Genomic DNA, 22,495 nt, shown 5'->3' with positions numbered 1-22,495 from the left:
ATGAGTTCAAACGATAAATCCACAGTCAGGATCGGTGAACAGAATCGGCAAAAAATACTGGCGGCGGCAGAACAAGAATTTGCCCTGCATGGTTTTAAAGGCACCGCCGTTCAGGCAATCGCCGAAAGCGCAGGTTTGCCCAAAACCAATGTACTGTATTACTTTAAATCCAAGCAAAAGCTTTATCAGGCAGTGCTGGATGACATAGTGCAACTGTGGGATTCGGGTTTTGATCAGGCCAGCTTCGAGGACGACCCTGCCGAAATGCTGGCCGCCTATATCGCCCAAAAAATGATGCTATCGCGCACCCGTCCGCAGGCATCGAAAATATTTGCCATGGAAATCATCAATGGTGCCCCGAATCTCGATCAGTTTTTTGCCGAGCAACACCGACATTGGATGCAAGGCCGCATCGAGGTAATCCAGCAATGGATTAAGCAAGGTTTAATGGCAAAAACCGACCCGACTTACCTATTATTTACTATCTGGGCTTGCAGTCAGCACTACGCGGATTTTTCAGCCCAAATCAGCGGGCTAAAAGGCCATGCAATGGATAAACAGGATTTCGATCAGGCCACCGGTAATTTGATTAAACTGATCCTGACCGGTTGCGGCTTAACGGTGCCGGCCCAATATCAATAGGACACAACAATGAATCAACAATATCCGCGCGATTTAATTGGCTACGGACAAAATCCCCCTCACCCGCAATGGCCGGAACAAGCCAAGATTGCCGTGCAATTTGTGCTTAATTACGAGGAAGGCGGAGAAAATTGCGTATTACATGGTAATGCGCAATCGGAAGTTTTCCTGTCTGAAATCATCGGAGCACAGCCTTATGCGGATCGACATTTGAGCATGGAGTCCATTTACGAATATGGTAGTCGTGCCGGGTTCTGGCGCTTACATCGATTGTTCACTCAACACCAACTACCCATTACCGTGTTTGGCGTTACCGAGGCATTGCAACGCAATCCTGATGTGGTTGAGGCCATGCAGGCTGCTGACTGGGAAATTGCCAGCCACGCGCTGCAATGGATTCACTTTCAGGATATGCCCGAGGTACAAGAACGTAAAATGATCAAAAAAGCGGTGGATCTGCATCAAAAAATCACCGGCAGCAAGCCAGTGGGTTGGTACACCGGCCGCACCAGCCCCAATACCTTAAAGCTGATTGCCGAACGGGATGATATTTTATACTGCGCGGATTCCTATGCCGACGACCTGCCCTATTATGATCGTAACTACGCCAAACCCTTATTGATGGTTCCCTACACGCTGGACACCAATGATATGCGTTTTGCCACACCACAAGGTTTTAACAGTGGTGAACAGTTTTACCAGTATCTGAAAGATGCATTTGATGTACTGTATGCCGAGGGCGAGACTCAGCCCAAAATGCTGTCCATCGGCCTGCATTGTCGCATTATTGGTCGACCAGCCAGAATGGCGGCATTGCAACGCTTTATCCAGTACGTGCAAAGTCATCAACAGGTCTGGCTGTGTACCCGCGAACAAATCGCTCGCCATTGGCAACAACATTTTCCGGCATGAAAACACTGCATAAGAGGTGACAATGGATAACACCAGATTAATCCGGCAACTGCCCAAAGCAGAATTGCATTTGCATATTGAAGGCTCGCTGGAGCCGGAGCTGATGATGCAACTGGCCAAAAAGCATAAGGTTACTCTGCCCTACCAGTCTATCGAACAGGTTAAGCAAGCCTACAATTTTGACAATCTGCAAAGCTTTCTGGATCTGTATTATCTGGGCGCATCAGTGCTGCGCGATGAAGACGATTTTTACCAATTAATGTGGCGATACCTGCTCAAATGCCGCGAAGAAAACGTCGTGCATTGCGAGCTGATGTTTGATCCGCAAACCCACACCGAACGCGGTATCGGTTTTGATATTTTTATGCCGGGCTTTTTGCGCGCCATTGAACAGGCCAAACAGCAGTGGGGCCAATCCTGCTTGCTGATTATGTGCTTTTTACGCCATTTGCCTGAACAAAGTGCGCTACAAACCCTGCAACAAGCTCAACCTTATTTAGACCATATCGAAGCAGTAGGACTGGACAGTTCCGAACTGGGCCATCCACCAGAGAAATTCACTCAAGCCTTTGCCGAAGCTAAAAAAATGGGCTTAAAGGCAGTGGCACATGCCGGAGAAGAAGGCCCGCCGGACTATATCTGGAGCGCCATTAATACCCTCAAGGTAGACAGAATCGATCATGGTGTGCGCAGTATTGAAGATCCGGCGTTAATGACACTATTGAAAGAACAACAAATCCCGTTAACGGTATGCCCGCTATCCAATATCAAGCTGTGCGTATTTGACCATATGAGCCAGCATAATATTCTCAAACTGCTGGATGCCGGTTTACTGGTCACGGTTAATGCCGATGATCCCAGTTACTTTGGCGGCTACCTGAATGACAACTTTCTGGCCCTGGATCAACATTTAGGTTTGCAGTCAGAACAAATCAAACAACTGGTTAGCAACAGTTTTAACGCCAGTTTTTTGGATGACAGGACTAAACAGCTGTGGCTTGATAAAATACAGACTGGATCACTATAACCGTCGGTAAGTGCCTAATTTAAAGATAGAAAAGTACCAGCACATGGTTTTTAATAGCTCATATAAAAGTATTTATATTGTTGCTATACCCAGAAGAACAAAGCCATGAGACAAAAATATATACAATATACAGGCTGGGCGGTATTGGTGATTGCGCTGATTTTTACCGCGATATTTGCCATCTCGGTGCAAATTGATCCCAATCCACAAGTCTGGTTTACGCCGGAGTATTATTTACAATTTATCCCGCTGTATATTGCCGTCACCTTTTTATTATGCGGCCTGTTTGTTGTCAGCGGATTCTCAGGTGTAAACGTCTATCTGGCGTTATTTGGCCATGCCGCTTCAGAAGAAATCCTGTTTAGCTGGATGGGGCTAACCACTACTCCCCTGCCCACTTACGCCACCTATATTTTATTCCCGTTTTCCTGTCTGGCACTTTGGGTTGCTTACGCCAATATTCTGGATAAAAACAGGGTATCGAGCTCAGAAGCTATTTTCGGTTTTGTCTTTAGTACTGCCTTTATCCTTCTGCCCCGTTATTTTTGATTGAAAAAATCGACATCAGCAATTGGACATTTTATGAAATTAAATCGCCTAGTTCCCATGCAACCTGTCAAGAATCTGTCCGTCAGTGTGGCATTTTATCGAAAGCTCGGTTTTGAGGTGGAAAAACAGCAGGATGACTGGGGGTGGGCCATGCTGCGTTGCGGTGATTGCCAGATGATGCTTGACCAGTCTATTCATTTGCACGACAACATTCCCAAAACCGCGGTACTGTATCTTTATCCGGATAACATACAGGCATTCCACCAACAAGCACGTGATAATGGCCTCGCAGTTCCCGATCTAGACGTTACTTTTTACGGCTTGACGGAATTCCGCTTTGAGGATCCCGACGGCAATCGGCTATGGATAGGTCAAGATAAAACGGTAAGCGGCTGTTAATTATCAACTCTCCAATAAACCCTGTTTAACCTTAATACGACTTTGATGCAATAACGGTTCGGTGTAGCCGCTAGGCTGCTCTTTACCTTTAAAGATCAGATCTTTCGCCGCGTTAAAGGCAATGTTGTTGTCAAAGTCGGCAGACATGGGATGATAAAGCTCATCTGCTGCATTTTGCCCGTCTACAATCTTGCTCATGCGTTGTAATGCCTGGATAATTTGCGACTCATCGATAACGTCATGTTCCAGCCAGTTGGCAATGTGCTGACTGGAAATCCTCAGGGTAGCGCGGTCTTCCATACGACCAATATTATCGATATCCGGCACTTTGGAACAACCTATACCCTGATCCACCCAGCGCACCACATAACCCAACAAGCCCTGAATATTGTTATCCAGCTCTTTCTGAATAACCTCGGCGGTTAAACTGGCCGGATCATCCAACAGAGGTAGGGTCAGCAGTTGATTTAATTGCATATCGGCCGGTTTAGCCAGCAATGCCTGCTGCACCTGTTGTACATTGACCTGATGATAATGCAGGGCGTGCAAGGTAGCTGCCGTAGGAGACGGCACCCAGGCACAATTGGCACCCGATTTGGGATGTGCGATTTTTTGCGCCAGCATATCGGCCATCTGATCCGGAATAGCCCACATACCTTTACCAATTTGTGCCTTGCCCATTAAGCCGGTTTGTAAGCCAATCAGCACGTTACGGTTTTCATAAGCCTGCAACCAGGGTTGATCTTTCATTTGATCTTTAGGCAGCATGGCACCGGCCAGCATGGAGGTGTGAATTTCATCACCGGTACGATCCAAAAAGCCGGTATTAATAAACACCACCCGCTGTTTGGCGGCACGAATACATTCTTTCAGGTTCACCGAGGTACGACGTTCTTCATCCATAATCCCCATTTTAATGGTATTGGCCGCCAGACCTAGCGCATGCTCAATCGCACCGAACAGATCACAGCTAAACTGGACCTCGTCGGGGCCATGCATTTTGGGTTTAACAATATAAATACTGCCGGTCTGCGAATTATTAAACTGGCCTAACCCGTTCAAATCGTGCAAGGCAATCAGACTGGTAATAATGCCATCCAGAATCCCTTCCGGTACTTGCTCGTCATTTGGCGTCAGTATCGCTTCGGTGGTCATCAAGTGACCCACATTGCGGATAAATTGCAAACTGCGCCCCGGCAAGCTTAAGGTTGTGCCGTCCAGGGCCTGATATTCCCGATCAGGATTAAGCCGACGCGTAACAGTCTTGCCCTGTTTGACCAACTGCTCGGTTAAATCGCCTTTCATCAGTCCTAACCAGTTTTTGTATACCGCGACTTTGTCGCTGCTATCCACCGCAGCAATCGAATCTTCACAGTCCTGAATGGTGGTCAGGGCCGATTCCAGCACAACGTCCTTGACGCCGGCCAAATCGCTTTGGCCAATAATATGTTGGCGATCAATCTGAATTTCCATATGCAAGCCATGATGACAACATAAAACCGCTGAAGGCGCACTTAGACTGCCATTAAAACCGACAAATTGTTGTGGCTGTGCCAATTGCACCTGCTGACCATTAGTTAAAGTCATCAGCAGTTGCTGATTTTCAATGGTATAAGCGCTGACATCAGCGTGACTGCCTTCCGCCAACGGCAAACTCTGATCAAGAAACTGACGCGCAAAAGCGATCACCTTGTTACCACGTACCGGATCGTAACCGGACGTTGCTTTGTTATCCTTATCACGGGAAATCACATCGGTGCCATACAAGGCATCGTATAAACTGCCCCAACGGGCATTAGCCGCATTTAAGGCGAAACGGGCATTCATCAGCGGCACGACCAATTGCGGACCGGCAATACTGGCAATCTCGACATCCACATTCTCAGTGCTAATAGTAAAATCATCGCCTTGCGGGACGATATAACCAATATCCGTTAAAAACTGCTGATAGCTAACCGGGTCGAACGGCGTTTGTTTATGTGCGATATGCCAGTCATCTATTTGTTGCTGCAACTGTTGACGTTTTAACAGCAACTGTTGGTTACGGGGAATAAATTGACTAAAAATGGCCATAGCCGAAGACCAAAATGCGTCTTGCTCAAGATCCAGGCCGGGTAACACCTGTAAATTAACAAAATCATATAACTCGGTTGCAATCTGATATCCATCGATAGGGGTACGTGCAGGCATAATCTTCCCTTTATTTGTTTTGTTGTGCGTCTATGACTAATGAGCCGTCCAGTGTCACCACATCGCAATTATCGCCTTCACCACCACGATCAATGACCAAAAAATCACTGACCCGATTTAACGCCAGACAAAAGTGATGCCAGGTGCCGGCATGATAATTAACGCCCTGATCGGAGGTGGCCAAAAACACCTTAATATTATCGGGGTTAAACTCGCCCTTTGGCGCCACAACCACTAAATAAGGTTCTTGTCCCAACGGCATAAACGCCTGACTGGACAATGGATGGCGCTCCATCATGTGTATTGCCAGTGGCAAAGGCAACGGTGTGGAACGGAAAATATTAATTAGGGTATGGCCATTATTGGTGCTCACATCCACCTTGGCCAGATCATGATAGCGCTGCGTGTAGCCGTCATTAATGGCAAAGTGCCGGTTATCTTCCGAGACCTCAATCACATCACCAAAAACGGCGAAGGCTTGTGCAGTTAAAGGTTGAACAATCATGTTGCGTATAGGTTGCACAGACTTCCCTTATTATTTGCTTAAATGAGGAAAACCAAATACCCGCATGCGGCTGACGCCCCCGTCAGGAAAAATGCTTAAACGCACATGGGTAAAAAACTGCTGCTTGCTGGCCGGGTTAATCTCGTTGATAAACAAGTGTTCACGATGCGCATAGAGTTTTTTGCGCTCAATAATAGTGCTCCAGTTGGCATTATCCTCACTGAAATCATCAGAGTCTGACACTGTTCCTTCCAGCATAAAAGTATCAGGGAAGTTGCCCTTAAAATGACAGGTATCGATTAGGACTTTTTGCACGTTGCCCGGTGCAGCCAGTTTGATAATTGACCAGTCTGGACCCGGATCGCGACGTCGTTTGGTTTCCCAGCCATCGCCCATATCCTTGCCCCGCCCCGGCATAATCAGGTTGTTTTTATCACTGAAAAACATATCGCTGACCAACAGCGCCTTGGCACCATTTTTAATCGAAGCCAAATCAATCAATTCACCTTCGACAAACTGATCCCAGTCGATGGTTGCCTCGCCATACACCCGAAAACGGGCAATCCCGCCATCGGGATACATATTCAGCCGCACATGAGTCCATGAACTGGCATTATCAATCTCGAACAGGTTTTGACTATGTGCCCTAACCTCTGTTATGGGTAAAATAGTTTGCCATTGGGTATCTTGATCCGGTTGCCCTTCACTGTTACAGGCTTCTACCGACACCTGTTGTGGCGCATTGCCACGAAAATAATTGGTATCGATATCAAAGGCATGGATTGCACCAGGAATACCTAAACGAACAATACACCAGTCAAATTCGCGGCCGTTATCCCGCCCGTAACTGCGGCGCGACTCCCAGCCATCCATCCACTTGCCGCGTTCGGTGTATTTGTCATCAATAAATACCCCGCGTCCCGGTTTAAGCAGATTTTCCATCTCGGCAAAAAAATCATCGCTACAGGATAGAGTTTCGCCGCCGACTCGCTCGCTGGCGAGATCCACATAATGGGTTTTCAGTTGTTGTTGCAGCTTCGCTTGTTCTTCGCTGAGTTCGTTCTGTTGTTGGGTATTGGTGATCATTCCATTTCTCTAGTTATTTTCTCGTGCAGCGAACTACACAAATTTTATTATCCTGAGTGTATCTTGAATAACAGTAAAATAAATACGCAAGTTTGGATATATACCAGCCCACAAAAACAAAAAAGCCGGAACTTAACAGTTCCGGCCTCGACTAATGCCTGTTAGTTTAACACGACTTATCCCGAATTCAGGTTATTGACAATCACCGTCCATGCTATTAATCCAGTCGTTGATCAATGCCACGCCTTTAGCATGAGTAGTAGAACGCCCCAGTTCCGGCATCATTTCACCGGGATCCACCGAGTTCATCCGGTAACTGAGAATAGAAATATCGGCATGCCCGGGGTCGATGGCAAAACGTCCATTACCAGCACCACGTCCTGCCGCAACAGGTGGCTTGCATAGCCCCAAACGGCGCATGTCGGTAATATTGCGTGCCAACCATAAACCGGACGTATCGGCTGCGCCTTGCTGGTTGTGGCAATGGCCGCAGTTAATATCCAGGTAGGATCTTGCCAATTGTTCGGTAGTCGCACTGGCGTCTTTAAAACTGGCATTTTTTGGTGCCTGGTCAATATTTCCGTCAAAACCGGTTAAGTAATCTAATTCCTGCCAGTGCAATAGCTGGTTCCGGGTTGAACCCAAATGACCATACACCTTGTTTAAATGGCGGGCTTTGGGACCAATGGGCCTAATCGCCTTGCTGGTATGATTAGGCGCATGGCATCCGGCACACTGGTTAGCATCCGGCACCATATAGATAAAATCCTGCTGTTGGCCCTCATCGTCGACCATGCTTAACGCCTGCGCATCACCGGCCCATTCCAGCACCGCTTCAGTTTGTTCCGCATTCCAGACATAAGGCAACGCCACCCAACCTTGTTGTTGATGAATAAGCAGACGAGTTTCGATTAGTCGAACTTTATCCAACGCCAAGCCGGTTAAGGTAAAGTCGTCATGATAATCTTCAGTTTGGCGCAGTTTATCCTTGCTGCCAGTCAAACGGGGGTAATAAAAGGTTTTGGAAATAATGGTACCAACCGGGAAATTGAATTCATCTTCTGCGTTATATTCAGCAGCTTTGCCATCGGGCATCCATACTGTTCTGAACTTATGCGCATGGTCGGTAAATAGTTGCATATTCAGGTCGTAAGGCACCACACCTTTATTGGGGGTCAACTCACCGTTAGCATAATTCAGCACATGCCATTCGCTCAATGTATCCGGATAACTATCATCAGCAATAAAATTCACCGGTTCGAGGTTTTTACTGCAGCCGCCCAACAAAAAAAGGGCGAGCAAAAAACAGCTTGTTCTAATCACGAGGTTGTTCCTGTGTTAATCAGGGGAAAATCAAAAATCAGACCGCTAATTCAATTATAGCGGCCTGTCTGGAATGACGACGCGGACGATCAATGGCTGGCAAAATATTCCGGCAACACAATTTCGGGCAACTTTTCATGCTGGCATTGGTGCGGTGTGATATCGGTAGAAATATTCTTGTAACCGTTAGGACCGTCAACGTTAACAATACCGGCATCGCCATTATCCACACATATCTTGTATTCGGCTTTCAACTGGCCATTTTCGGTCTTATCCGGATTGACGTAACCATCCCATAAAATATCCGGCAAGCTGCCGGTTAAACCAAATTCGGCCACCCGCAGTGCTTGCAACTCAAGATGGTCCGGGGAATTACCACCACCTTTGAATTCGTTGTCGTAAATAAAGATGGTTTCCGGATAAGGGTCAAAACCTTCCGCACTGGATTTCTCGGAATAGAAACCGGCCGAATAATAACTGGAAATCACCACATTGGCGGTCTGGTTATCCGCAATCTGGTTACCAAAAATTTCCACTTTATCGTTGGAGTTAATTACCACACCAGAACCGGCTGGTACACTGGCTACCGCCGTGCCCTTGGCGGCAAAGTTGTCAGTATTGTTATCATATACCTTGTTGTTAAATACCCGCGTACCAAAGCCTGGCTGCGGCAAATTAGGCATATTAAATACCAATATCCCACCAGTATTATTAGTGGCGATGTTGTCGTAAACATCGGCACCCTGGGTATTTTCTATTTCGATACCCGCTACGTTATATTCAGCACGACTGTCACGCACAATCACGTTATGCGACTGGCCAACATAAATACCCGCATCAGATGCGGCGATGGCCACTGAACCTTCGATCAGGGTATTAGTGGTTTGTACCGGATAAATACCGTAAGCCCCGTTTTTCTCATTCGGTCCACGGGTCCATTCGGTACGAACACGGCGAATAATCACATTCTCGGCTTCATTCACTTTAAGTGCATCACCCAATGCATCTTCAATTGCCATGTCTTCGATGGTGAAATTACTGGCATTGACCAGTAAGCCTTCGGCTCCGGCAATCTGCCCTTTAAACGACAACACCGACTTATCCATCCCCTCGCCTTTAATGGTCACACCATCTACATTAAGCGACAGACCACGGGAAATAGGATGAACACCGGCCGGGATTTCAATCACATCACCGGGCTTGGCCATTACCAATTGTTTAATTAACTGCTTTTCAAATGCCTTGTCAGCTTCGCTGGCAACCGGCTTTTCCGGTTGACTGCAGGCTTGCAACACACCAACAAGTATCAAGGGTAAAATTATTTTTATTTTGTTCATTTGTGAATTCCCTGTTAAATTTGGAACGATAGTACCAAATAAATTTTATTTATTGCAATATTCAGGTGTCTATAAATTATATTTAGTCATCCGACCATTTGTGATATAAAAATTCCAACAACAAGTTTTTAACATAAAAATGATAACTATTAGATAGATAGAATCTTAACGGGAGTTCCATCAGCATGCGCTCTACATCAACTCAACATCCTTTCTGCCGCACCTTACTGGCTAAAACCATTTCCACTTCAATGCTATTCACCGCCTCTGTTGCTATAGCACAGGACGAAGATAGTCAACAACCCGCGTCCCGGGGTGAAATAGAAGTTTTGCAAGTTACCGCCCAGAAACGGGTCGAAAATATTCAGGATGTACCTATTTCTATTTCAGCTTTTTCGGCAGAAAACATAAAACGTATTGGTGCACAAAATATCGATGATTTAGGCAACATTGTGCCCGGCTTTGAAACCAATAATAACTCAAAGACCCAGCCTAAATATGATATTCGCGGGATAAAAACCAACGATTTCGGGGTTGGAGCCGACCCGGCTGTTGCAATTTACGTCGACGGCGTTTATGCCGGACGCAGTGGTGCGGCACTAGTTAATTTTAATGATGTAGAACGGGTCGAGGTATTAAAAGGCCCCCAGGGTACCTTATTTGGTCGTAACGCCGCCGCCGGTGCAGTACATATCATCAGTAAACGTCCGGTTGAAGGCACTGAAGGTGAATACGAAATAGGCTTAGGTAGTCACGGCCTTAAAGAATTTGAAGGTTTGTACAATACCACCTTGGCAGACAATGTTTACTTCCGCGGCAGTATTAGCCTGTCCGATGAGGACGGTTATATTGATGCCCGCCTATATTCCGATCCTATTACCGATCCGGATGGTGAAGGCTATGAGATGATCAAATTCGGTAAAAGTACCAATCAAACGGTACGGGCATCGATATTATGGGAAGCCACTGACGATACAGATGTGATGTTCCGCGCTGAGTTTAATGAAATCAGTGGTGACAGTCGTCCTACCTATTCGTTTAACCCCAAACTCTATCTTGAAAGCGACCAACTAGATCCCTACGGCGTACACGAAATGGACTTCAGGGGTAACGAGGATCGCCACTTGTTTGGCACTTCGATGGAAATCAACTCCCGTCTGGGCTGGGCCGATTTCACCTCGATTACCGCTTATAAACGTTTTGAAACCGAAAACCATACCGATGATGACGGCAGTGCCAATATTCGCGCCTATTTCGCTTCCAATAATATTGAGCAACAAAAACAGTTCAGTCAGGAATTCCGCCTAAGCGGAGAAACACAAGGCGGTACTCGCTGGACCGTTGGCGCCACTTACATGAATGAAGATATTTATCAGGATACCTTCGCCGAATTTATGGTCGAGTCACTGGACAGTTATGCGATTAACGATGCCTTAAAAACCGCAGGATTACCGCCTACCGGCGCGCCGGAAATGGGCATTCCCGGTACCACCGACGTACCACCTGGCACCGGCTTAACCGGCTTTTTACTGCAACTTATCCCGGATGATCTGGCTTATTTAAGCTCTCTTACCGGCCAGGCTCCGGCAGATATCGCCAGTGCTATAGCTCAGGATAATTTAGGTAAACCCTGGATTGAAGAAACTGAAGACTGGGGCGATTACACTTCTTATGCGGCCTTTGCCGATGTGACTTATCCGGTTACCGACAAACTGGACTTTACCCTTGGCGTACGCTGGACCCGAGATGAAAAAGATTTCAATATCCTGTCCTATTATCAGAACGAAATTACCATTCCAATCCCGCAGGTACCCGGCTCACTATTTGGTTTAGCCTTTGCTGATCAAATTGTATTACGTGACGCTAATGGCGATCCGGTTTTGGATAACAATGGCGATTTCCAACCCACTGAACAATCCAATACCTGGACCAAAGTCACACCGCGTTTTGTACTGGATTATCAATGGACAAACAACGTCATGACCTACATTACTTACGCTGAAGGTTTCAAGGCGGGCGGATTTAATACGCTGGGAATGGCAGACCCCTTTGCCCAGGAAGAAGTCGACAATATTGAAGTAGGCTTGAAATCGACCTTGCTGGATAACAAGCTAAAACTCAATCTGTCAGCCTTTGATTATGACTACACCAACTTGCAAATTCTGCGTTTGACCGGCTCTAACGGTAATATTCCGGTATATAACGTACGTAACGTCGACGCTGCCGGTAAAGGTTTTGAACTGGAGTCCACCTGGGCGGCTACAGAGAATCTAAACATCAACATCAATTACGCTTACCTGGATACCGAATACACCCGCTATTCGTTGTTTGAAGGTGAAACAGCGGCGGATGATCAGACCGGACAACCCCTTTCAGGTGTACCTAAAAACCGCTTCTTCCTGGGCGCGGATTACTTTATCCCCGCAGACAGCGGCGAATTTATGTTGCACATCGACTGGACGTCGGTAGACGAGCGTAATGGTGCTGCCGATAACGGTAACCTGGGATTACTTCCGTTTAATCCGGGCGATATTGAAGGCTTAACCGCACTGAACCGGATTGACGGTTACGACTTAATCAACGCCAGAATCAGTTATATCAGTGACAGCGACTGGAAAGTATCCTTGTATGCCCGCAATCTTACCGATGAGAACTATATGATATCTTCTCCCGGTGGTCAGGGCGAAAATACCGGTTCTCCTAATGCTACCCGTGGTAAACCCCGCACCTGGGGTGTAGAGTTTAGCCAGAGCTTCTAGGCCATTATTCTATCCATCAAAACAAGCCAGGTTTATCCTGGCTTGTTTATCTCCAGGGATGGAGTGTATCCCAACAGATGTAGGATCATAATCATGGCTTGGTTATACTAACACCCTGTTTATCGACTCCAGGCAATAATGCGCAACTACTTAACCATTATCCTTTGCTTATGCACACTCCCCTGCAGTGCCAAACAGTTGTCTTTCTTCCGTGAGGAACAGGATAGTCAGATTCAGTTTCACTACGTCTGGCAAGATCGAGAGCAGCAAACCCATCAACTCGATGTAAAATTCGACAAGGGCGTTTTCTTTGATGCTTTTCGCACCTTTAAACTGTATCGACCCGAGGTTGCCAACCGTTACAGCATGATGGCCATGCGTAAACAGGCCAGCCAGATTGATGCCCGCGATGCGAATATCAAGGTGAGTCAATCCGGCGACAATATCAGCCTGTCTATTCGCAGTCGCCATCCTGACAATATCCCCAAATGGCAGCAGCAGTTTCAGCAGATCCAGCGCGACAGCTTTAATCAATATCTGGCAGATAATTACTATATTGAATTTGAAAATGCGCTACGCCAGACAGGCGTTAAACCCGATCACGTTAAATTTGCCCAGCAAAGCCAGGAGCTGCTTAAACCTTTAGTAGAAAGCTTCAATAAACTGTCCGGTGACAAGCCCGATAAACGCAAAACCATCGAGCTGGTATTAAGTTGGGTGCAGTCAATCCCCTACGATCTGCTTGAAGATCGGCTAAATTCCAATGGTAGTGGTTATTCGCCACCCAATAAACTAATTGCCGACAATAAGGGCGATTGCGACAGTAAAGCGGTATTGACCGCCGCCTTGCTGCATGGCCTGTTTCCGGATATGCCGATCGTGTATATTTTTTTACCGGAGCATGCGCTATTGGGGATAAGTATTAAACATACAAAAGAAGAGTCGGTGTTTATGTACGACGGAAAGGACTACTTTTACCTCGAGCCCACCGGCCCGGCTTTATTCGAGATAGGTGAAATCTCGGCAGAAAGCCAGCGGGCTATCGGCAATAATCAGCACCAGTTTGAGCCGGTAATATTCTAGAAACTACGAGTACAGTAACTGATCGCGGATAAATCCCGAATTAAATCTGGCCAATCAATGCAGATAAAAACATGCTGGCCTAAGCCCATCAGGCCAGCATGTTTTGTATCAACTAGGGCGTGTTGATCTTTGGTGTATGAATTTTGTTCAAGTCCAACGCCTTCTGATCGCGACGCCGGGTTGCAGACCTAGTGGATCTAAGTCAAAATCCGGCAACAAAGAGCAGAAGGTGTTGGGTTGAACCCCTTTCTTTAAAACCGTGGGGGCAGTGTTTGTAGCGCATTTCTACAGCGTTATCGCTCATTCATGTAGAATAACTACACCACACTCGCTCTGCCTTGTATAAATACGCTACAAACTGCTGCAAAAACACACACCAAAGATCAACACGCCCTAGCCAATAATTACAAATTCACTTCGGCATACTCAGCCAAACGACTGCGCACCACGCCATCCAGATTAACTGTGGCACTGCCGGAGAAATCTTTAAATTTCTCCACCAGATAGGTTAATCCCGACGTCACCGGCGACAGATAGTTACTGTCAATTTGGGCCAGGTTACCGCTACATACCAGCTTAGTGCCCTGACCACAGCGGGTAATGATGGTTTTCAGCTGCGATGCGGTCAGGTTTTGACACTCGTCCAGCAATACCACAGCATTTTGAATGCTGTGGCCACGCATAAAGTTAATCGATTTAAACTGGATATTGGCTTTTTCCATTATATAGTTCATTGAACTATGTGAGTTTTCGTCATGCTTGTGCAGCACTTCCAGCGAGTCGGTGATAGCTGCCAGCCAGGGCGCCATTTTTTCTTCTTCGGTGCCGGGTAAAAAACCAATGGATTCAGCAATTTCCGGCGTGCTGCGAGTGACGATAATCTTGTCATACATTTTCTGCTCGATGGACATCTCCAGTGCCGCAGCCAAGGCCAGCAGGGTCTTACCGCTCCCTGCCGGGCCGGTCAAAATGACTAAATCAATATGGGGATCGAGCAAGGCATGCAGAGCCATGGCCTGGCCGATATTTTTCGGCGAAATGCCCCAGGCGTTGCGGCCCATCATACGTTCATAGCCCAAATCCAGCACATCTAAAGAATCGCTGGTGGCAGATTCAACAATACCGGCAAAATGTTTGCTGTCATCGATCAGGAATTCATTGATATAGGCTTCAGGCAATACATTTTTATCTATGGTGTGGATGGTATCTCGTCCTTCTGAGCGGCTATCCACCGATTTAATATTTTGCCAGAAATCGCCTTCAAAATGATGAAATCCCTTACACAGGTATTTGATATCAGAAATCAACTGGTCGGTACGATAATCTTCAACATGCATCATGCCAGCACCTTTGGCCTTGAGGCGCATATTGATATCTTTGGTCACCAGTACTACTTGTTGATCCAGGCGGTTTGCTTGCAGGTGCAATGCCGCATTAATAATGCGGTTATCATTCTCATTGCTGGTGAAAACACTTTGAGTTTCGGTCAGATTATAATCGGCGAAAATAGACAAACGTCCGGTCGGTGCAGTATCACCGGAGCCTAATCCCTTGAGTGATACCCCCGCGACAATTTCTTCCGGGGTGGCGTTATGCAGCGTATCTTCCATGGCCCGTATAGAAACCCGGGCATCGCGAGACACATCTTTCTTGCTGTCTTTGATGTAGTCTAATTCCTCCAGTACCGTCATAGGCACAATAACATCGTTTTCTTTAAAGGATAAAAAGGCGAAAGGTTCGTGGAGCAGGATATTGGTGTCTAGAACAAAGATTTTGCTTTCACTTACTGCTTTTTTGGGCATTAGCAACTCCGGCTGATGTTATATAACTCTGATAACACCTCCTCAGGATCTCCCCTGGTTATTTGCAGGCAAAAACGAATCAATCACCTGAAAATAGTGGGTCAGTGTTTTCAGCATGGTTCAATCACACCATAGAACACTTTTGTTCCACAATCACCAACTTTTATACAATATTCATTAGCAGTTATTCCCGCCGCCTTTTCCGCCCTAAAAAGTGGTAACTATTATTGGTAATTCTGACAAAACATGTGAATTCACTGTATAATCCGCCTCCAATTTTTTAAGAGGGTCGTTATGCAATTTTCTCCGGGGCAGCGTTGGTTAAGTGATACAGAATCTGATTTGGGCTTAGGTACAGTGATTGACGTCAATCACCGTCAGGTCACCCTATTGTTCCCTGCCAGCGGAGAAACCCGGGTATATGCCAAACAAACCTCCCCTTTAACTCGTCTGGCTCTAGAGCCTGACGAAATGGTCAGCAGTCATGAAGGCTGGCAAATGCGGATAGACAAGGTGACCGAGAAACAGGGGCAGTTGACCTATCACGGAGTACGTGAAGACACGCTACAAACCGTTGCCCTGATAGAAACCTTTGTTGATCATAAAATGCAGTTAAATCAACCGCATAAAAGGTTACTTAACGGTCAGTTCGACGGCCCTCAATGGTTTGATTTGCGTTATGAGTGCTGGCAACAACAATATCAGCATCATACCTCACCTTTATTAGGGTTTGTCGGCGCACGCGTCGATTTGATCCCGCATCAGCTGCATATTGCCCGTCAAGTAGGTCAGCGCTATGCTCCAAGGGTGCTGTTGGCCGATGAAGTAGGATTAGGTAAAACCATTGAAGCGGCACTAATTATCCATCAACAAATTCTCAGTGGCAGAGCGAGTCGGGTACTGATAGTCGTGCCCTCCAGTCTGGTCCATCAATGGCTGGTCGAAATGTTGCGCCGAGTGAACTTGGCTTTTGCTATTTTTGATGCCGAGCGTTGCCAGTCACTGGCAGAAGAAGGCGGCAATCCGTTCGAATCCGAACAGTTGGTGATTTGCAGCCTGGATTTTCTGACCCAGCATAGCGATTATCTTCAGCAAGCACAGCAGTGTGACTGGGATTTAATGGTGGTTGATGAAGCTCATCACCTGCAATGGTCAGCCGAAGCGCCCTCGATTGAATATCAGGCCGTGGAACAGCTTGCCCAAAAAACCAAAGGTGTATTGCTACTCACCGCCACTCCCGAACAACTCGGTCATCAAAGTCATTTTGCCCGATTGCGCCTGCTCGATGCCGACCGTTTTCACGACTACCAACAATTTGTCGAACAGGAACAGCATTACGCGCAGCTGGCCGAAGCCATTTCGCCCTTATTAGAAGGACAACCTTTAAATCGACAGCAGCAAGCTGCGATTGAGCCTTTTGTACAAACAGAACCGCAATTACTGCAAGATCTGGATGTCGGCGACCCCGCGCAGTGTCATCGACTGATTAGTCACTTGCTCGATTGCCATGGCACCGGACGTTTGCTGTTTCGTAATTCCCGCTCCGGTATCAGCGGCTTTCCCAGACGTCAATTGATTAGTTACGCGCTGCAACAACCGCCGCAATATGCGCGATTGTCTGAACAACAAAATATTAATCTGTTAATGAGTCCGGAACGTCACCCCGACCTGATTGATAGTTGGGTACAGTTTGATCCGCGCGTGGAATGGTTTATCGACCTGCTTAAACAGCACAAAGGTAAAAAGGTTCTGGCTATCTGCACCAGCGCAGGCACCGCTTTGGCTCTGTCCGAAGCAGTGCGGGTGCAGTCTGGTATTCGCGCATCGGTATTCCATGAAGGAATGAGTATTGTCGAGCGCGACAAGGCGGCGGCCTATTTTGCCCAACGGGAAGACGGCGCCCAGGTGCTGATTTGTAGCGAGATCGGTAGTGAAGGCCGCAACTTCCAGTTTGCCCATCACCTGGTGCTGTTTGACTTGCCTGCTGTGCCGGACTTGCTCGAACAACGTATTGGTCGACTGGATCGTATCGGCCAGCAAGCCGATATCCAGATCCATGTGCCCTACTTTAACCAGTCTGCCCAACAGGTTTTGCTGGACTGGTATCATCAGGGACTGGACGCCTTTGAGCATACCTGCCCTACCGGCAATGCCGTTTATCAACAACTAAAAACACAACTGCAACAAGCCATGCTATCTGCGCAAGATGAAACCTTGTGTTACGAGCTGATCAATCAGACTGCCTCTTTACACCGCCAATTCAAACAACAACTGGAGCAGGGCCGGGATAAATTGCTGGAGATCAATTCCTCTGGTAAAGGCACTGTTGACGATTTTATCGATAATATTTATGACTCGGATCAGTCCGTCAGGTTGGAAAAATTTATGACCTACCTGTTTGATACCATTGGTATTATTCAGGAAGAAAATGATGAAAGCAGTTATCTGCTGAAGCCTTCGGAAGCCATGCATCATAGCTTACCGGGCCTGGACGAAGAAGGCACCATGGTGACCTACGAGCGCCAGGCTGCATTGCAATTTGAGCAACTGCAATTTTTAAGCTGGGATCACCCGATGGTGCAACATGCCCAGGACACCATTTTGGCTGATGTAAAGGGCAAAGCCAGCGTCGCAATTTATAAAGATCCCGCTATTCCAGTCGGTTTTTTCTGGCTGGAAGCCATCTTTGTACTGGCAGCCAAGGCTCCCAAACACTTGCAACTACAACGTTTTCTGCCGCCAACGCCAATACGCATTTGTATTGATCCCAAGGGTAATGTCAGTGAGGAACAATTTGACTACTTGAACAAAGTCAACCGCAAAACCGCTCAACAACTGATCAGTGCTCTGACTGATAAAATCGAAACAGGTCTAACTCAGCTCGAACTGCTGGCTCAGCAGCAAGGCGAAACTCTGCGGAAGCAAAGTTTACAGCGGATGGAATCACTGTTAGGTGAAGAACTACATCGCTTGCATACATTGCAAAAAGTGAATCCCAGTATTCGTGACGAAGAAATTGAGCATTTAAGCCATCAGCTCGCCCAACTGGGTGAAATTATTGGTCAGGCAGAAGTCCAGTTTGAAGCCCTTCGACTCGTGGTGAATACCCACTAATGGCCTTGCTGCATTACGCGCCTCCCGTCAATCCGTACCTTGATATAGTCTATCGAGATGATGATATTCTGGTACTGGATAAACCCAGTGGCTTGTTGACCGTACCTGGCAAGGCCGTTGAACATCAGGACAGCCTGCAGCTCAGAGTGCAGCGGGTATTTCCCACCGCCAGCATTGTACATAGACTGGATATGGCCACATCCGGCATTTTGGTTATGGCACTAAACAAAGCGGCGCATCGTCATCTGTCCCGCCAGTTCGAGACTCGCCAAACCAGTAAAACCTATTTCGCCCGGATATTTGGGCAGCCTGAAGAAACCAGTGGAACCGTTGATCTACCCTTGATTTGTGACTGGCCCAATCGACCTAAACAGATGGTTGATCACCAACGGGGTAAACCCTCGCAAACCCATTGGCAAGTGGTTGAAACAGGGCCGTCCTGGACATTGGTAAAACTTACACCTGTTACTGGTCGGTCTCATCAATTACGCGTGCATATGCTCAGTCTGGGGCACCCGATACTGGGCGATCGTTTATATGCGCATGCCGATGCACTCAAAATGGCCGAACGGCTGCAATTACACGCGCAAAGACTCCAGTTCAACCATCCTCAGACCGGTCAGCATATGGACTTTACAACATCCTGTCCGTTTGCTTAACCAACTACAGATAAATAAAATGTGGATAGGGGTTCAGTTTGCCGGGTAGTGATCCGATATAGAAACATGCTGAAAAAATCATTCAAACTACTGTGCGCATTGTCTTTTGTCGGACTCATCCTCGGAGCAGGGGCAAAAGCGGATATTTCCCCACAAAGTCAATATTTACTGGATGTACAGCGGGCGTTCCCCAGCGAAGATTATATCCTTATTGACACGAATGATGTGCAACTGGCCGTTATACAGCACAGCGCCGATACGTCATCGATCAAAGGCGTCGCGACGCTGCTTAGTGACATGAGCCAGACGCCGGACAAAAATCTGCTGGGATTAAGCCGAAAGCTTAACGCGGTTGGCTGGATCACCTTACTGGTCGCCGCCCCTCCTACCCAAATTCTGGACAGTTTTACTGCAACAGATTTAACTGCTGATAATCAGCAAAACATTGTCCAGCTAATTAACTCTGGCGCCTTTGTTAACCAGCAAGCCTTTGCTGATGTTGAACAACGTTTGCAACAACAAATGACAAGTGTTGCCGAACAGGCAAAAAAACATCCCGGATTTCAGCTAATTGTGGCTCGGGGTACAACCGCAGCCTGGTTGACCAAGCTATACTCACAAAAAAACCTGCCCCCTCCTGACGGGCTGGTGGTGCTTGGCCCCTACTGGCCACAGGCAACGCTTAACAACTATATTGCGGACTATATCGCCACCAGCGGCACTGCGGTATTGGATATCTATTCGACTTACGATAACAACTGGGTCAACAGTACCGTCAGACAACGTCGTATAGCCGCCAACAAAGCCTTCAAAGTCCATTATCGACAACGTGAAATAGTCGGCCTGCCATCCCAATCCACTCAACAAAATACCTATATCAGTAACGAGATCATCGGCTGGATTAAATCGATGGGATGGTAACTGTAACGGTCAGATGTAACCGCTTTCCTAACTAAATTACCTTGATTAACAAAACGATACATTCAATCTGTCGCAGATCAGAGACAAATCCATATAGACGGCTATAATACAAAGGTAAGATAAGAGGTGTTGCACTATTCAACCCCTCTCGTGCTTACATTTTCCGATACCAATAATAAATAGATTGAGAATAATGTGCAGTGATAGTCAGAAACTTCATTCAACGTAAAGCCGGGCAACTAGCCTACTTTATCAGAGCGTACTGGGATCATCGTATTCCCTACTCTGAGCTTGACCTATATTTCTGGGACACACTGGAAGAATGGATGCAGGTTAAATTCAGCCCTGACAGCCCCTACAGCCAAAAAGAAAGAGTGTTTTGGCATGTCATGCATCAAACGCATTACTGGTCAGCGCAAAAACTGATGCAAGATCCTTATCTGCGCGGTGAATTGGAAACCTGTCTGGATTACCTGGAAGGTGAAGGGCAATATCCACTGGATTGCATCGGGATCCGGCCCTAATCTGTGCTATTCAGACGGCAAAAGGATACTTAATCGCATCGTGATGCTGGTAGCCTTCCAGCTTAAAATCATCGGTCGTGACCCAAGTTTCTATATCGTTCAGCGTTTTGATCTCGGGATTAATATGTAATTGTGGCGATGCAAAGGGAGTCCGTTTTATTTGAACATCGCGCATTAATTCAAGCTGATTTTCATAGATATGTGCATTAACAATCTTATGGTAAGCCTTACCCGCTTTATAACCGGTTATTTGCGCCACCAGTGCCAATAAGACAAACACCTGAATTTGATTAAAGTTAAGCCCCAGCGGCACATCACAGGAGCGCTGGTAACTGGTTAAATAAAGTGTATCCCCCAATAGCGAAAAGTTATGGGTATGCATGCAAGGTCGCAAGCAACCTAGCTCAAATTCACCGGGGTTATAAAAAGTAATGATTTCGCCGCGATCATCCACTCCGCCAGACAGATCATCAATTACTTTTTGTAATTGGTCGAGAGTACTACCATCCGGCTTTTGCCAGCTTCTTCCCTGCACACCATAAACCCGGCCCATATCATCTTCCCCCTTGCGATGCGGGTTATTTAGCCAAGCTTGATTTTCATTGGCATTAGCATTCCAGGTGTTACAACCAATAGCGCGAAATTGTTCAGCACTGTTATAACCACGTAGATAGCCCAACAATTCGGCAATAGCGGCTTTGTAGTAACTTTTACGGGTGGTGATCAGCGGAAACTGGTTATTTTCTACATCGTATTCCAGATCGGCGTTAATCACCGTCAGGCAGCGTTGGCCGGTACGCTTGTTTTCGACCCAGTGGCCTTGCTCAATAATTCGCTCACAGAGCGCTAAATATTGTTTCACGCTTTCACCTTAGCTGTACTTAGCGGTGCTTTTCTGAATAACAAAAACAGACCTATCAGAATCATCGGGATCGAAAGCATTTGTCCCTGGGTGATGATGTTGCCGTATATCCCGTCCATTTGTGCGTCAGGTTCACGGAAAAATTCGATAAAGACTCTAAAGCAGCCATAAGCTAGCAGAAACATTCCACCTACAGCACCTGTTTTGCGCGGCTTGGATGAAAACCACCAGAGCAGGCAAAACAGCACCACACCCTCAAGTAAAAATTCATATAACTGTGAAGGATGGCGAGGTAATGGCCCGGCATTAGGAAAAATAATCGCCCAGGGAACATCGGTTGTTCTTCCCCATAATTCGGCATTGATAAAATTACCGATCCGTCCGGCCCCTAATCCTATGGGGATAAGCGGAGCGATAAAATCACCAACTTGTAAAAAGGTCGAGCGACTTTTACGCGCATATAACCACATCGCTGTGACAACCCCCAGCAAGCCACCATGGAAAGACATCCCGCCCGTCCATATTTTGAACAGATACAGAGGTTCTTGCAGAAAATGATCGAACTGGTAAAACAGTACATAGCCAATACGACCACCCAGGATCACGCCGAGGAATCCGTAAAATAACAGATCGCTCAATTGTTCTTCAGACCAGGGTGTATTGGACAAACGTTTTTTGGCCAGAAACCAGGCAGCAACAAATCCCACCAGATACATTAACCCGTACCATCTCAAACTGAGCGGCCCCAATTCGACGATAACAGGATCAAGAGCAGGAAAAGTCATATAGTGTTGCATAAAA

Annotated in this window: 19 protein-coding genes; 11 read left to right on the top strand and 8 right to left on the bottom strand. The window is 46.8% G+C overall.

What is annotated here, in order from left to right:
* From V1467_RS06420 to V1467_RS06400, 5 genes are all read left to right on the top strand, one after another.
* Complete coding sequence (locus tag V1467_RS06420) at positions 1 to 642, top strand: TetR/AcrR family transcriptional regulator (RefSeq protein ID WP_416307971.1); 642 nt, start codon at positions 1 to 3, stop codon at positions 640 to 642.
* A 9-nt stretch (positions 643 to 651) separates the two neighbouring features.
* Complete coding sequence (puuE, locus tag V1467_RS06415; RefSeq protein ID WP_416307970.1) at positions 652 to 1,554, top strand: allantoinase PuuE; 903 nt, start codon at positions 652 to 654, stop codon at positions 1,552 to 1,554.
* 22 nt (positions 1,555 to 1,576) lie between these two features.
* The gene (locus V1467_RS06410; protein ID WP_416307969.1) at positions 1,577 to 2,581 is read left to right on the top strand and encodes an adenosine deaminase; all 1,005 of its coding nucleotides are present in this window, start codon (positions 1,577 to 1,579) and stop codon (positions 2,579 to 2,581) included.
* A 105-nt stretch (positions 2,582 to 2,686) separates the two neighbouring features.
* Positions 2,687 to 3,130 carry a hypothetical protein gene (locus V1467_RS06405; RefSeq protein ID WP_416307968.1) on the top strand — a complete coding sequence of 148 codons (444 nt, stop codon included), beginning with the start codon at positions 2,687 to 2,689 and terminating at the stop codon, positions 3,128 to 3,130.
* Positions 3,131 to 3,163: 33 nt separating this feature from the next.
* Complete coding sequence (locus V1467_RS06400) at positions 3,164 to 3,529, top strand: VOC family protein (protein ID WP_416307967.1); 366 nt, start codon at positions 3,164 to 3,166, stop codon at positions 3,527 to 3,529.
* Positions 3,530 to 3,532: 3 nt separating this feature from the next.
* On the opposite strand, the gene V1467_RS06395 is transcribed toward V1467_RS06400, so the two are convergent.
* The 5 genes from V1467_RS06395 to V1467_RS06375 form a co-directional block, all read right to left on the bottom strand.
* On the bottom strand, positions 3,533 to 5,719 hold the full coding sequence (locus V1467_RS06395; RefSeq protein WP_416307966.1) for a malate synthase G: 2,187 nt from the start codon (positions 5,717 to 5,719) through the stop codon (positions 3,533 to 3,535).
* A 10-nt stretch (positions 5,720 to 5,729) separates the two neighbouring features.
* On the bottom strand, positions 5,730 to 6,224 hold the full coding sequence (locus tag V1467_RS06390; protein ID WP_416308659.1) for an ureidoglycolate lyase: 495 nt from the start codon (positions 6,222 to 6,224) through the stop codon (positions 5,730 to 5,732).
* Positions 6,225 to 6,254: 30 nt separating this feature from the next.
* Positions 6,255 to 7,310 carry an allantoicase gene (gene alc, locus V1467_RS06385; protein WP_416307965.1) on the bottom strand — a complete coding sequence of 352 codons (1,056 nt, stop codon included), beginning with the start codon at positions 7,308 to 7,310 and terminating at the stop codon, positions 6,255 to 6,257.
* A 192-nt stretch (positions 7,311 to 7,502) separates the two neighbouring features.
* Positions 7,503 to 8,633, bottom strand: a complete 1,131-nt coding sequence (locus V1467_RS06380; protein WP_416307964.1) for an SO2930 family diheme c-type cytochrome — start codon at positions 8,631 to 8,633, stop codon at positions 7,503 to 7,505.
* 89 nt (positions 8,634 to 8,722) lie between these two features.
* Positions 8,723 to 9,970: a parallel beta-helix domain-containing protein gene (locus V1467_RS06375; RefSeq protein ID WP_416307963.1), complete on the bottom strand. Its 1,248-nt coding sequence runs from the start codon at positions 9,968 to 9,970 to the stop codon at positions 8,723 to 8,725.
* A gap of 185 nt (positions 9,971 to 10,155) precedes the next feature.
* Between V1467_RS06375 and V1467_RS06370 the strand changes: the two genes are divergently transcribed.
* Both V1467_RS06370 and V1467_RS06365 read left to right on the top strand, forming a co-directional pair.
* Entirely contained in the window at positions 10,156 to 12,729 is a 2,574-nt protein-coding gene (locus V1467_RS06370; protein WP_416307962.1) for a TonB-dependent receptor, read from the top strand.
* A gap of 138 nt (positions 12,730 to 12,867) precedes the next feature.
* A complete protein-coding gene (locus tag V1467_RS06365; RefSeq protein WP_416307961.1) occupies positions 12,868 to 13,812 on the top strand; it encodes a hypothetical protein in 945 nt (314 codons plus the stop codon).
* Between the two features lie 404 nt (positions 13,813 to 14,216).
* Here V1467_RS06365 and V1467_RS06360 read toward each other — a convergent pair whose 3' ends face one another.
* Positions 14,217 to 15,614: a PhoH family protein gene (locus V1467_RS06360; protein WP_416307960.1), complete on the bottom strand. Its 1,398-nt coding sequence runs from the start codon at positions 15,612 to 15,614 to the stop codon at positions 14,217 to 14,219.
* A 294-nt stretch (positions 15,615 to 15,908) separates the two neighbouring features.
* Between V1467_RS06360 and rapA the strand changes: the two genes are divergently transcribed.
* The 4 genes from rapA to V1467_RS06340 all read left to right on the top strand — a co-directional run bounded on the left by rapA (position 15,909) and on the right by V1467_RS06340 (position 20,832).
* Positions 15,909 to 18,728, top strand: a complete 2,820-nt coding sequence (rapA, locus tag V1467_RS06355; RefSeq protein WP_416307959.1) for an RNA polymerase-associated protein RapA — start codon at positions 15,909 to 15,911, stop codon at positions 18,726 to 18,728.
* Positions 18,728 to 19,387, top strand: a complete 660-nt coding sequence (rluA, locus tag V1467_RS06350) for a bifunctional tRNA pseudouridine(32) synthase/23S rRNA pseudouridine(746) synthase RluA (RefSeq protein ID WP_416307958.1) — start codon at positions 18,728 to 18,730, stop codon at positions 19,385 to 19,387. Before rapA ends, rluA begins: the two co-directional genes overlap by 1 nt.
* Before the next feature lie 66 nt (positions 19,388 to 19,453).
* Positions 19,454 to 20,308, top strand: a complete 855-nt coding sequence (locus tag V1467_RS06345) for a DUF3530 family protein (RefSeq protein ID WP_416307957.1) — start codon at positions 19,454 to 19,456, stop codon at positions 20,306 to 20,308.
* Positions 20,309 to 20,508: 200 nt separating this feature from the next.
* Complete coding sequence (locus tag V1467_RS06340) at positions 20,509 to 20,832, top strand: hypothetical protein (protein WP_416307956.1); 324 nt, start codon at positions 20,509 to 20,511, stop codon at positions 20,830 to 20,832.
* A 10-nt stretch (positions 20,833 to 20,842) separates the two neighbouring features.
* Here V1467_RS06340 and V1467_RS06335 read toward each other — a convergent pair whose 3' ends face one another.
* Positions 20,843 to 21,694, bottom strand: a complete 852-nt coding sequence (locus V1467_RS06335) for a thymidylate synthase (protein ID WP_416307955.1) — start codon at positions 21,692 to 21,694, stop codon at positions 20,843 to 20,845.
* Positions 21,691 to 22,491 carry a prolipoprotein diacylglyceryl transferase gene (gene lgt, locus V1467_RS06330; RefSeq protein ID WP_416307954.1) on the bottom strand — a complete coding sequence of 267 codons (801 nt, stop codon included), beginning with the start codon at positions 22,489 to 22,491 and terminating at the stop codon, positions 21,691 to 21,693. Before lgt ends, V1467_RS06335 begins: the two co-directional genes overlap by 4 nt.
* Positions 22,492 to 22,495: the final 4 nt, after the last annotated feature.

The organism is Neptunicella plasticusilytica, from assembly GCF_047922965.1.
GTDB lineage: Bacteria > Pseudomonadota > Gammaproteobacteria > Enterobacterales > Alteromonadaceae > Neptunicella > Neptunicella plasticusilytica.
This window is presented reverse-complemented; position numbering and strand designations above follow the sequence as displayed.

Excerpts from the sequence above, each read along its gene's own strand:
- V1467_RS06420 (WP_416307971.1), top strand. The coding sequence starts at position 1 with ATGAGTTCAAACGATAAATCCACAGTCAGGATCGGTGAACAGAATCGG.
- puuE (WP_416307970.1), top strand. The coding sequence starts at position 652 with ATGAATCAACAATATCCGCGCGATTTAATTGGCTACGGACAAAATCCC.
- V1467_RS06410 (WP_416307969.1), top strand. The coding sequence starts at position 1,577 with ATGGATAACACCAGATTAATCCGGCAACTGCCCAAAGCAGAATTGCAT.
- V1467_RS06405 (WP_416307968.1), top strand. The coding sequence starts at position 2,687 with ATGAGACAAAAATATATACAATATACAGGCTGGGCGGTATTGGTGATT.
- V1467_RS06400 (WP_416307967.1), top strand. The coding sequence starts at position 3,164 with ATGAAATTAAATCGCCTAGTTCCCATGCAACCTGTCAAGAATCTGTCC.
- V1467_RS06395 (WP_416307966.1), bottom strand. The coding sequence starts at position 5,719 with ATGCCTGCACGTACCCCTATCGATGGATATCAGATTGCAACCGAGTTA.
- V1467_RS06390 (WP_416308659.1), bottom strand. The coding sequence starts at position 6,224 with ATGATTGTTCAACCTTTAACTGCACAAGCCTTCGCCGTTTTTGGTGAT.
- alc (WP_416307965.1), bottom strand. The coding sequence starts at position 7,310 with ATGATCACCAATACCCAACAACAGAACGAACTCAGCGAAGAACAAGCG.
- V1467_RS06375 (WP_416307963.1), bottom strand. The coding sequence starts at position 9,970 with ATGAACAAAATAAAAATAATTTTACCCTTGATACTTGTTGGTGTGTTG.
- V1467_RS06370 (WP_416307962.1), top strand. The coding sequence starts at position 10,156 with ATGCGCTCTACATCAACTCAACATCCTTTCTGCCGCACCTTACTGGCT.
- V1467_RS06365 (WP_416307961.1), top strand. The coding sequence starts at position 12,868 with ATGCGCAACTACTTAACCATTATCCTTTGCTTATGCACACTCCCCTGC.
- V1467_RS06360 (WP_416307960.1), bottom strand. The coding sequence starts at position 15,614 with ATGCCCAAAAAAGCAGTAAGTGAAAGCAAAATCTTTGTTCTAGACACC.
- rapA (WP_416307959.1), top strand. The coding sequence starts at position 15,909 with ATGCAATTTTCTCCGGGGCAGCGTTGGTTAAGTGATACAGAATCTGAT.
- rluA (WP_416307958.1), top strand. The coding sequence starts at position 18,728 with ATGGCCTTGCTGCATTACGCGCCTCCCGTCAATCCGTACCTTGATATA.
- V1467_RS06345 (WP_416307957.1), top strand. The coding sequence starts at position 19,454 with ATGCTGAAAAAATCATTCAAACTACTGTGCGCATTGTCTTTTGTCGGA.
- lgt (WP_416307954.1), bottom strand. The coding sequence starts at position 22,491 with ATGCAACACTATATGACTTTTCCTGCTCTTGATCCTGTTATCGTCGAA.